The organism is Delftia sp. S65 (assembly GCF_016516495.1).
GTDB lineage: Bacteria > Pseudomonadota > Gammaproteobacteria > Burkholderiales > Burkholderiaceae_C > Comamonas > Comamonas acidovorans.
Map to the genome: position 1 here is coordinate 92,397 of NZ_JACVUR010000017.1, position 11,006 is coordinate 103,402.

Annotated in this window: 9 protein-coding genes; 3 read left to right on the top strand and 6 right to left on the bottom strand. The window is 64.5% G+C overall.

The genetic code is table 11. The features are described from left to right. Positions 1-52: 52 nt before the first annotated feature. The 4 genes from aspT to IAE24_RS15860 all read right to left on the bottom strand — a co-directional run bounded on the left by aspT (position 53) and on the right by IAE24_RS15860 (position 5,743). Positions 53-1,744, bottom strand: coding sequence for an aspartate-alanine antiporter (aspT, locus tag IAE24_RS15845; protein WP_199960858.1), 1,692 nt, complete (start codon positions 1,742-1,744; stop codon positions 53-55). A gap of 374 nt (positions 1,745-2,118) precedes the next feature. Further along, positions 2,119-3,846 (bottom strand): L-arabinonate dehydratase, encoded by a 1,728-nt coding sequence (gene araD / locus IAE24_RS15850; protein WP_199960856.1) that lies wholly within the window; start codon positions 3,844-3,846, stop codon positions 2,119-2,121. Positions 3,847-3,860: 14 nt separating this feature from the next. Continuing rightward, positions 3,861-4,700 carry an HpcH/HpaI aldolase family protein gene (locus IAE24_RS15855; protein ID WP_199960854.1) on the bottom strand — a complete coding sequence of 280 codons (840 nt, stop codon included), beginning with the start codon at positions 4,698-4,700 and terminating at the stop codon, positions 3,861-3,863. A 20-nt stretch (positions 4,701-4,720) separates the two neighbouring features. Beyond that, positions 4,721-5,743, bottom strand: coding sequence for a Bug family tripartite tricarboxylate transporter substrate binding protein (locus IAE24_RS15860; protein ID WP_199960852.1), 1,023 nt, complete (start codon positions 5,741-5,743; stop codon positions 4,721-4,723). Positions 5,744-5,912: 169 nt separating this feature from the next. Here IAE24_RS15860 and IAE24_RS15865 point away from each other — a divergent pair, with 169 nt between their 5' ends. Together IAE24_RS15865 and IAE24_RS15870 are read left to right on the top strand one after the other, a co-directional pair. After that, entirely contained in the window at positions 5,913-6,947 is a 1,035-nt protein-coding gene (locus IAE24_RS15865; RefSeq protein ID WP_199960850.1) for a LacI family DNA-binding transcriptional regulator, read from the top strand. Between the two features lie 317 nt (positions 6,948-7,264). Further along, a complete protein-coding gene (locus IAE24_RS15870) occupies positions 7,265-8,707 on the top strand; it encodes an iron-containing redox enzyme family protein (RefSeq protein WP_199960849.1) in 1,443 nt (480 codons plus the stop codon). Positions 8,708-8,748: 41 nt separating this feature from the next. Here IAE24_RS15870 and IAE24_RS15875 read toward each other — a convergent pair whose 3' ends face one another. Continuing rightward, entirely contained in the window at positions 8,749-9,240 is a 492-nt protein-coding gene (locus IAE24_RS15875; protein ID WP_199960847.1) for a hypothetical protein, read from the bottom strand. 11 nt (positions 9,241-9,251) lie between these two features. Further along, positions 9,252-10,193: a hypothetical protein gene (locus IAE24_RS15880; protein WP_199960916.1), complete on the bottom strand. Its 942-nt coding sequence runs from the start codon at positions 10,191-10,193 to the stop codon at positions 9,252-9,254. A gap of 449 nt (positions 10,194-10,642) precedes the next feature. On the opposite strand from IAE24_RS15880, the gene IAE24_RS15885 reads away from it, so the two are divergent. Continuing rightward, positions 10,643-10,783, top strand: a complete 141-nt coding sequence (locus tag IAE24_RS15885; protein WP_016447034.1) for a hypothetical protein — start codon at positions 10,643-10,645, stop codon at positions 10,781-10,783. The last annotated feature ends 223 nt before the right edge of the window (positions 10,784-11,006 follow it).

Genomic DNA, 11,006 nt, shown 5'->3' on the forward strand with positions numbered 1-11,006 from the left:
CGCAGCTCCTTGTGATGGTCCTTGGTGGTCCTTGGGAATAGATCCGAGGTGTTCAGGCAAAGGCGATGACCAGCGGGCCCAGCAGTGTCAGGAACACATTGGCCAGCGCATAGGTGATCGCAAACGGTGCCGTGGGAATCGAGTTGCCGGCCTTGTCCAGAATCTCGCCAAACGCCGGGTTGGCGCTGCGCGCCCCCGACAGCGAGCCCGCGAACACGGCCACGTTGTCATAGCGCAGCACGTACTTGCCGAAAAGCATGGCGATCAGCAGCGGCACGATGGTCACTACCACGCCCAGCAGGAACAGCGTCAGGCCCTGCTGCATCACCGTGGTCACGGCCTGCTGGCCCGACTGCAGGCCCACCATGGCCACGAAGCCGGCCAGGCCCAGGTCGCGCAGCAGCGTGGAAGCGGCCGTGGGCATGTTGCCGAAGGTGTGCTTGCGGCTGCGCCACCAGCCGAACAGCAGGCCCGCCAGCAGGGCGCCGCCGCCGCTGCCCAGCGTGATGGGAATGGAGCCCAGGCGCAGCACCAGCAGCCCGATCAGCAGGCCCACCGTGATGCCCAGGCCGTGGAAGACAAAGTCCGTCTTGTCGCTGGGCACGATGATGGGGCCCACCGACTGCGCGGCCTTCTGCACATCCTGTGGCGTGCCGAACAGCGTCACCACATCGCCCGGCATGACCATGGTGGCCGGCGCAATCGGCACCGGCGTGCCCGCGCGCATCAGCGCCACTGCGTACACGCCGTGCTTGAACTCCTGCGACAGGCTGTCCAGGATGTCCTTCACGCTGCGGTTCAGGTACTGGTTGTTGGAGATGGCCACATCGCGCCGCACCATCACCACGTCCATGCCCTCGGCGCCCTGCAGCTCCTCGCCCACCGAGGCGCCCAGCGCCACCACGGCCGTGCGCCGGCCCACCAGCAAGATGATGTCGCCGGCCTCCAGCGCCAAGCTGCCGTCCACGCCCACCAGCGCGTTTTTGCGCTGTATGCGCTCCACCGTCACCGTGCCGCCGTTGGCGGTGGCGCTGGCCTCCAGTTCGGCCACGGTGCGGCCTGCCTGTCCCACGCGGAAAATGCGCCCCACCAGATCCGGCACGGCCGGTGACTCGCCGGTTCCGTACACGCGCACGCCCTTGAGCAGCTCCTGCTCGGCCTGGATCGCGTCCTCGCGGATCTTGCGGCCCGTCAGCCACTGCAGCACGTTCACGCACATGATGATGGCGCCGAAGGAGCCGAAGATATAGGTCACCGCATAGCCGATGGCCACATTGGCCTGCATGCGCTGCACCTCGTCGGGCGCCAGCCCCAGCTTCTCGATGGCAGAGCCCGCTGTGCCGATGATGGCCGACTGCGTCAGCCCGCCAGCTGCCAGCCCCGCCGCCAGCCCCTTGTCCAGATGGAACACCCGGGCGATCACCACCACCGTGACCAGCCCCGACACGGCCACCACCAGGGCCATCAGGATCTCCTTGACCGACTGCCGACCCAGCGAGCGGAAGAACTGCGGCCCGCTCTCGAAACCCACGGCATAGATGAACAGCGCAAACAGCACCGCCTTGATGCCCGAATCAATGGTCACCCCCACCTGGCTGATCAGCACCGCCGCCAGCAGCGACCCCGCCACGCCCCCCAGCTGGAACGACCCGAACCTGAACTTGCCCACCCAGTAACCGAGCGCCAAGGCCGCAAACAGCGCGATTTCCGGAGCCTGATGAAAGATGCTTCTGAGAAAGTCCACAGCCACCTCTGCTTCTGGGTTGAGGTCCACGGCGGTGCAAGGCAGCGGGGAAACGGGAACGGCTGCCCGCGAAGGGCAGGGGGCTTGCGTGCGCGTGGACCTGGGGGAAACGGTGTGTCGCTATTAGAAAATGCCTATCGATATCTGATGAATGCGGCGGTTTTCGTATTCATCAATATTCAATTGGATATGGCGTTTCCATTGGCTTGCTTGAATCAGTATCTTGTCGAAAACAGAGCCACTATTCATGACAAAAAGGAGTGGCGATGTAGGACTTGGCCGTCAGCCTGGAGGCGGCTTATGTCGTAGGACCTGGACAGGCAGGGCTGCACTGGCCGCCCTGCGCCTGGGCAGACCCTGTGCCATTCACGCTCTCAAAAAATATCCGGCTCCGGCACAGCCCTCCCAAAGCCCGTCTCCAGAAAATCAAAATCGCATCCCTCATTGGCCTGCAGGATATGATGGCCGAACAGCCAGCCGTAGCCGCGCTCATAGCGCGCGGGCGGGGGCGTCCACGCGGTGCGGCGGGTGGCGAGTTCTGAGTCGCTGACTTCCAGGTGGATGCGGCGGGCGGGCACGTCCACCGTGATGCGGTCGCCCGTGCGCACCAGGGCCAGCGGCCCGCCCACGGCGGATTCGGGCGAGCAATGCAGCAGGCAGCCGCCGTAGCTGGTGCCGCTCATGCGGGCGTCGGACAGGCGCAGCATGTCCTTCACCCCTTTTTTCAGCAGCTTGGTGGGAATGGGCAGCATGCCCCATTCGGGCATGCCCGCGCCCTTGGGGCCGGCGTTGCGCAGCACCAGGATGTCTTCGCCGTTCACATCGAGATGGGGGTCATCCACGGCCTGCTTGAGGCTGGGGTAGTCGTCGAATACCAGCGCGCGGCCCGTGTGGCGCAGCAGGTGCGGGGCGCAGGCGCTGGGCTTGATGACCACGCCGTCCGGCGCCAGGTTGCCGCGCAGCACGGCCAGCGCCCCTTCGGCGTAGATGGGGCTGGACAGGGGGCGGATCACGTCGTCCTGGTGGACCTGGCTGCCCGCAATGTTCTCGCCCAGGGTCTTGCCGTTGACCGTCATGGCCCCGGTGTCCAGATGCGGGCGGATACGTTCCAGCAGGGCGCGCAGGCCGCCTGCATAGAAGAAATCCTCCATCAGATAGCGGTCGCCGCTGGGCCGGATGTTGGCGATCACGGGCACGCGGCGGCTGAAGGCGTCGAAGTCATCGAGGCTGACCGGATGGCCCGCGCGCCGCGACATGGCGATCAGGTGAATGATGGCGTTGGTGGAGCAGCCCATGGCCATGGCGCAGGCAATGCCGTTCTCGAAATGCGCACGCGTGAGCATGCGGGCGGGAGTGAGGTCTTCCCACACCATCTGCACGATGCGGCGGCCGCACTCGGCGCTCATGCGGATGTGGTTGGCGTCGGCGGCCGGAATGGACGAAGCGCCCGGCAGCGCCAGGCCCACGGCCTCGGCAATGCCCATCATGGTGGCCGCCGTGCCCATGGTCATGCAGGTGCCGTGGCTGCGGGCAATGCCGGCTTCCATCTCGCGCCAGGCCTGCTCGTCCAGGCGGCCGGCGCGGCGTTCATCCCAGAACTTGAAGGCGTCCGAGCCCGAGCCCAGCACCTGCCCCTTCCAGTTGCCGCGCAGCATGGGGCCGGCCGGCAGGTAGATGAAGGGAAGACCCATGGAGATCGCCCCCATGGTCAGCCCCGGTGTGGTCTTGTCGCAGCCGCCCATGAGCACGGCGCCGTCCACCGGGTGGCTGCGCAGCAGCTCTTCCGTCTCCATGGCCAGGAAGTTGCGATAGACCATGGTCGTGGGCTTGACCATGCTTTCCGACAGCGAGATGGCCGGCAGCTCCAGCGGAAAGCCGCCCGCCTGCAGCACGCCGCGCTTGACGTCTTCCACGCGCTGCCGAAAGTGGGCATGGCACTGGTTGGCATCGCTCCAGGTGTTGACGATGGCGATCACGGGCTTGCCCATCCAGTCCTCGTAGCCATAGCCCATCTGCAGCACGCGCGAGCGGTGGCCGAAGGAGCGGAAATCATCGGGAGCAAACCAGCGTGCGCTGCGCAGGGATTCGGGGGAACGTGTCATGGTTGTGGGGCTCCTCAGTAGCTGTCGGCAGTGGATGCGGGCCCTGGCGGGTTCGCTGCCAGCAGCCCTTGCCTGAAGCGCGCCGCCGCCGCATCCAGCCCGTCGCGCAGCAAGAGCGTGTCCAGCGCCACGGCCACGAACTGCGCGCCCAGCTCCAGGCATTCGCGCGCCCGTGCCTCGTCCACCATCAGGATCCCCGGCGCCTTGCCGCAGGCGCGGATGCGGGCAATGGCCTGGTCGATGGCCCGGTTCACCACAGGGTGGCGCGCCTGGCCCGGATAGCCCAGGCTGGCCGACAGGTCGGCGGGGCCGATGAAGATGCCGTCCACGCCATCGACGGCCGCAATCGCCTCGATCTGCTCCAGCGCCTCGGCCGTCTCCACCTGCACCAGCAGGCACAGCTCGTCGGCCGCACATGCCACATAGTCGGCAGTGCGCCCGAAGTTGGCCGCGCGAGTGGAACCGCCCATGCCGCGCATGCCCTGGGGTGCATAGCGCATGGCGCGCACGGCGTCCCGCGCTTGCTGCGCGTTCTGCACAAAGGGCAGCAGCAGGGACTGGGTGCCCAGGTCCAGGTAGCGCTTGATCAGCACCGCATCGTTGCAGGCGGGCCGCACCACGGCGTGCACGGGCGGGGCGCCCGGTGCGGGCAGGGCGGCGGCCACGGCCTGCAGCTGGCCCAGCATCAGCGGCACGTCGGTGGGCGTGTGCTCGGTATCGAGCAGCACCCAGTCGTAGCCCGCGCCGCCGATCATCTCGCAGACAAAGGGGGAGGGAATGGTGGACCACAGGCCGATCTGCGGGCGGCCTTCGCGCAGCGCGCGCTTGAACGTATTGGCGGGCAGCATGCTCATGGGGACTCTCCTGACACTGTTCATTGGACCTGGATGTTTCCCTTGCGCACCACCTCGCTCCAGCGCGCCACCTCGGCGGCGATGAAGCTGGCGGCCTGGGCGGGCGTGCCCGGCGTGGGCTCGTTGCTCATGGCGGCCAGGCGGGCCACCACCTCGGGCTCGGCCAGGAGGGACTGGCAGGCCTGGTTGAGCCGCTCCACCACATCGGCCGGCATGCCCGGCGGCCCCGCCAGGCTGGTCCATGAATAGTTGACGACCTGCGGCTGGCCGGCCTCGGCCATGGTGGGCACATCGGGCAGGGCCGCCAGGCGCCGGTCGCCTGCCACGGCCAGCGCACGCAGCTTGCCCGCCTGCGCAAAGCCCACGGCCGAGGTGGCGGGCACGAACAGCAGGTCGGCCTGGCCGCCCATCACATCGGTCATGGCGGGCACATCGCCCTTGTAGGGAACGTTGTTGAAGCTCACGCCGGCCGCCTGGCGCAGCAGCTCCGTCGTCACATGGCTGGACGAGCCAATGCCCGTCAGCGCCACATTCACCGTGCCGGGGCTGGCCCGGGCCAGGGCCACCACATCGGCCACCGAAGCGACCTTCAGCCTGGGCGAGGCCAGCAGCAGCATGGGCACGCGCCCCAGCATGGCAATGTGCGTGAAATCCCGCCGCGCGTCGTACTTCACGTTGGAATTGACCAGCTGGTTGATGGCGTGCGTGCCCGGCCCGCCAATCACCAGCGTGTAGCCATCGGCACGCGCTCGCGCCACGGCCTCGGAGGCCAGCGAGCCATTCACGCCGGGCCGGTTCTCCACCACCACGGGCTGGCCCAGGCGCTGCGACAGGCGCTCTCCCACCAGCCGGCCCACCACATCGGTCTGGCCCCCGGGAGGGAAGGGAATCACCAGCGTGATCGGCCTGATCGGCCAGGCAGCCTGGGCCTGGGCCTGGGCCTGGGACTGGGCCGGGGCCGGGGTCAGCATCGAGGCCGGAGCCAGGGCCGCAGCCAGCAGGCGCGCCATGGCGCTGCGGCGGTTGGGGAGCGAAGGGCGCATGGTGGTCTCCTCTTGAATGATTGCGCAATCATTTCAAGCAAAGGCAGCGCTCTCCATTCGGACGTACGAGGGGAAACAATCAGACCGTGCTGATGGACATCATCGTTAACATGACCACGCAATCATCCTCAAGCCGCCTCTCCATCGCCATTCCAGGCAAAGGCCTCGCATGACCCTCCGCACCCTGCGCAACGCCAATGCGCCCACGCTCAAGGACCTGGCCCGCATTGCCGGCGTGTCGCCCATCACCGCCTCGCGCGCGCTACACCGGCCTGAACTGGTGGCCGAGGCCACGCGGCTGCGCGTGGCGCAGGCCGTGGAGCAATCGGGCTACGTGCCCAACTCCCTGGCGGGCGGGCTGACCTCGCGCCAGACGCGGCTGGTGGCGGCCATCGTGCCCTCGGTGGGGCACTCGCTGTTTTCCGACATGCTCGATGCGCTCATCCACATCCTGGCCGCGCAGCGCTATGAAACCACGCTGGGCATCTCCAGCTATGACCCGGAGCATGAGGAAACCTGGCTGGCCGCCATGCTCAGCCGCCGCCCGGACGGCATCGTGCTCACCGGCACCGAGCACACGGCCCGCACGCGGCGCCTGCTGGTCAATGCCGACGTGCCCGTGGTCGAACTCTGGGACTACCAGCCCCATCCGCTGGACATGGTGGTCGGCTTCTCGCAGGAGGACGCAGGCCGCGCCGCCTTCCGTCACCTCGCCGCCTGCGGCTACCGGCGCCCGGCCATCTTGCGCGCCGACGACAGCCGCGCCGCCCGCCGTGCCCTGGGCTTCACCCGCGCCGCCGCGGAAGCCGGTGCCCCGGTTCCCGCGCAAATCGTCTTCTCGGAAGCCATCCCCCAATCCGGCCGTGGCCGCGATGCCCTGAACGCCCTGCGCGCCCAGGCACCGGAGGTCGATGCCGTCTTCTGCAGCTCCGATGCGCTGGCGCAAGGCGTTCTCTCCCACGCCCACGCACTGGGCCTGCGCATGCCAGAGGAATTCGGCGTGCTGGGCTTTGGCGACCAGGCCCTGGCGCTGGACGCCTGGCCCGCCCTGTCCACCGTGCGCGTGGACGGCGCCGCCATCGGCCGCCTGGGCGCAGAGGCGCTGATTGCGCGCATGGCCGGTGGCGTGGCGGCGGCCGCGCAGGATGTGGGGTTTGAGGTGGTGGGGAGGGGGAGTACGCGGGGGCACCAAGATGCGCGCTGAACGCCAGCGTGAGGCGATGGCCGGGCAGCGACAGGAAGACCGGCTTTATCTCAGTATCAGCAAGGCGCCGCGCTAGTCCATAACCGGGCCCCAGCCCAGGCCCAGCAGGACGGCGCCCAGTACCAGCCAATGCTCGCCGGCAAGGCCGGGCCGGATCCTGTTCCCCTGCCATGAGCGCGGGCGCCAGGGCGACGGCGGTCCGGCCCGGGCGCCTGCGCCAAGGGTAGGCGTATTACGACGCACAGGAAGGCGTTGGCCCGATGGCTGTACCTAGGGCCACACCGCATCCTGAAGGCGTTACGGACCAAAGCCCCACCATGAACACAGAACTGCTGGACCCCCCACGTATCGAACCGGCCGCTGGCGCAGGCACGCTTGAGCCTTCTTTCCTGCATGTGCCGCTCTACGAGCGCCTGGCCAACCATCTGCCCACCGAACAGGAGCGCGAGGCTGCTGCTGACTTCCTGCACGGCGTGATCGCCGAGACCTCTGCCGATGCCGATGGCCTGCCGGACAACCCGGAGCACCTGACCGACTGGATGCGTGCCAATGTCGAAAAAGTGCACGCCCAGTACCAGGCCTACCTGGCAGAGCGCAAGGCGGGTGCGGCACGCCGCTACTTCGGCAACCGCGCCCATGCGCTGTACTTCCTGCGCAATGTGGCACCTACCAAGCTGGTGGACGGTTCCTGGCTCTACGGCCTGTGCGCGCATGCGGGCAACTCACGCATGTCGGACCTGGTCACCACCTACGTGGAAGAACTGGGCGACGGCATGGCCGACAAGAACCACGTCAAGCTCTATCGGGAACTGCTGGCCAGGTATGGCCTTGATCCCGTGGAGGATCTGCCCGACGAGCTGTACCGGCAGGGGCTGGTACAGCTGGCGCTGGGCTGGAATGCGCAGCGGTTCCTGCCCGAGATCGTGGGATTCAACCTGGGCTACGAGCAATTGCCGCTGCACCTGCTCATCACCGCCTACGAACTCAATGAACTGGGAATAGACCCCTACTACTTCACGCTGCATGTGACCGTGGACAACGCCGACACCGGCCATGCCCGGCGCGCCTGCATTGCCGCCTGGGAGAACGCGCCGCGCATTGAAGATGGCGGCGAATACTGGCGCCGCGTACGCGCAGGCGCCCGGCTGGCAGACACGGGCACCAGCACGCTGGACGTGATCAGGTCCTTCGACATCGAAGCTGAGGTGGTGCGCATCCTGGCGCGCAAATCGCCTTCCGGGCATGGCGCGCACTCGGACTTCTGCAAGGTGGCCGGCCGCAGCGTCAATGACTGGCTGTCCCGTCCGCAGGACATGCCTGCCTTCTTGGCCGCGCTGGAGCAGGCACGCTGGATACAACGCAACCGGCCTGCTGAGGAAAGCCGCTTCTGGCAGCTGCTGCAGGGCGAGCGGGCAGAGATGTTCGGTGTTTTCTCTCCCTATGAGCTGCAAGTCATTCATGACTGGCTGCGGGGGCCGGCCAGTGCGGATGGAGCCTCCTTCGAATCCGTGGCCGAGCCCGGCAAACCGGCGCGGCGCATGAGCTTTCGCGTGGCCGAGCGCCTGCGTACATCCCGTGGCGCGCGGCCGGACCCGGGCCGCAGCGCGCAGGAACTGGACACCGACCTGATGCTCTTCGAGCAGCGCTACCCCACGCTCGATCCAGCGGCCCAGCATGAGTTGCTGGTACAGGCCATGTCACCGGGCCTGCACTGGACGCCCCTGGGCCTGCGCGCCACCCGCCTGTTCCTGGGCCGGTAGGCCATTCGACCCTCTTTGCCTACCCGGGAAAAATCATCTGGTCATTGGGCAAGACGGGCTTGCTCCTTGACCCATTCCCGGCTTTTGCCACGCACGCACCAGTCAGGATTTTTCACCCAATCTGAATAATAAATATTTGGGTGGCCTTTTAATATATTGCAACGGGTATAGCCTAGTTTTGGCATGGCATAGTGCTGCAAAGGAGTAATAATAAAAAGACAAAAGAGCATAAGAAAAATACCGGCAAATATAGAAGTTGTTAAAATCCGCTCCGGAATTTTTGTTATGCCTACCTTGCATGGAATTGCTTTTTGTATCATGATGGTAATTCCTGAAACTGAAATTATTGGTGCGCATAGTGCAACCAAATCGGATGGCGTTATTCTTATTGTTGGAGATAGATTTCTTAAGTCATATATTGTTTCAAGAAGAGAATATTTTATACTCCAAATTGATATGATCAGCATCAATAAAAAAGACGGGATACTCCATATCAAAGATTTACGGATTAAATTTAAGCTTCTATATTCCATTTGAATATTCGTCAATTTTTTCGGTGAATAGGGTATAGCAGATTGACCGACTCTCCTGAGAGCGCAGTTTCTTTTGTTTCTGCTTCAATGTTGTGGCGTAACTCTTGCGCGGCAACGGTATTGAAATTTACGCGATATATACCATTGTTTGTGCTGTTTGTTGTGATTTTTAGTGCAGCAATTACTTTCTTTTTTATTTCCAAAGCTTCATCAATTTTATTTAAAGTAGCTCCGGTAAGAAGTACCATCACCGCCATGACGCTTAAAGGCCAAATGGCAATGGTTGTCACGCCCGTAGCTATCAGTCCCATACCGACACCCAAGCCAACCATCGTCGCCAACCCCGCCTTGACTGCCTCCACTCCAATCCCTCCCACCAGGTCATGCATGGTCTTCTCGTTGTTGAAGATGAAGTCCAATGTCTCCACGCCGATGCCAACGACCAAGCTCAAGATGAAGCCCCCTCTGGCCACGCCCTGAAGGCCGCGCATGCCCAGGCCCATCTGGACCATGCGGGGATTGGTGGTGAGAAAGCGCGTGCCCTGCAGCAGATTGCCGCGAAACCCGGCTCGGCCCGTGATGATGATATAGGTGCCTTTGGGCGTCGCCTTGACATAGGTGCGCGCACCGGCAAGGCGCAATGCAATCAGCGTTCTGGTGAACAGGTACGCGTCATTGGCCAGCATGGAGGCGGGGATTGTCCAGGGTTTGCCGGCATTGGGGCTGGCCGTCTGCGTCCAATACCGGCCCAGGGCGCTTTGGGCCAGGATGGCGCGCAGGCTGGCCTCCAGGCGTGGGTCATTGCGCGACCTGTCTTGCAGGACGCCTATGAACTCTTGCGGCGTGAGTACCACCACGTCCACCTGCTGGCTGTCCATGGCACGGGTGATCTGCCTGTTGAAGGCCTTTTCATAGCTGATATACGGGCGGGTGAGATCTGTGGATGTTGCCATGGCCTGCAAGCGAATGGTTAATGGAATGAATAAGGAAATGGTGATTTGCAAAATGCCAGAAAAATCACAAACGCAGGCCTACCCTCGGTCCTGTGAGAAATCAGGTCCGATCAAGTTGTGATAGTGGGAATTGCGCGTTCGCAATCATTCCCAAGGCCAATGTCAATCAATGGCCTGGGAATTCCGCTGTGGGAGTCCGGCTATTTGATTTCTTGGGTATCTGGAAGTCAAGCAGAAAGGCTGGTGGCTGATTATTTTCAGATTATTCCTAGATGCATATACGAGATGCATGCCTTGAGTGCAGTCGATATGGATTTGGAATGGGGAAGAGGGCGGTGACAAGGCTTTGCCAGTCAGTGCAGCCATTTGCCCTGGTGGGCCCAGGCCAGCCGACACCGCCGTGCTGCAGGCCTTTGCGGCCACAGGCACGGCACCGTGGTGATGCGGTCATGAAGACCCGGTACAAGTACACCGCGCGCAGCGGGCTGGCGTTCCATATCATCGAGTGCTGCGCGGGCCTGGCGGCGCAGCCCCAACGGCAACAGCCGGCCGCCATCATCCAGCCCGGTCACAACCTCGTATATCCATGACAGCCGGTGAAAGATTGAAGACCTGGGCACAACGCATCAAGCGCGATGGCGTCATCCTGTGGTTTGCCTGCAAGAGCCCCCAGACGCCCTGGTACGGTAGGGCCTGCTCACACTAATGTGGGGTCGCGAAGCTGCCTGCCAGCCCGCCAATCAAGGCGCGCGACGCCGTGCTTGTGCTCACACGCACAAGGAGCGCAACGCCGAGTGGCGGGCTGGCAGGCAG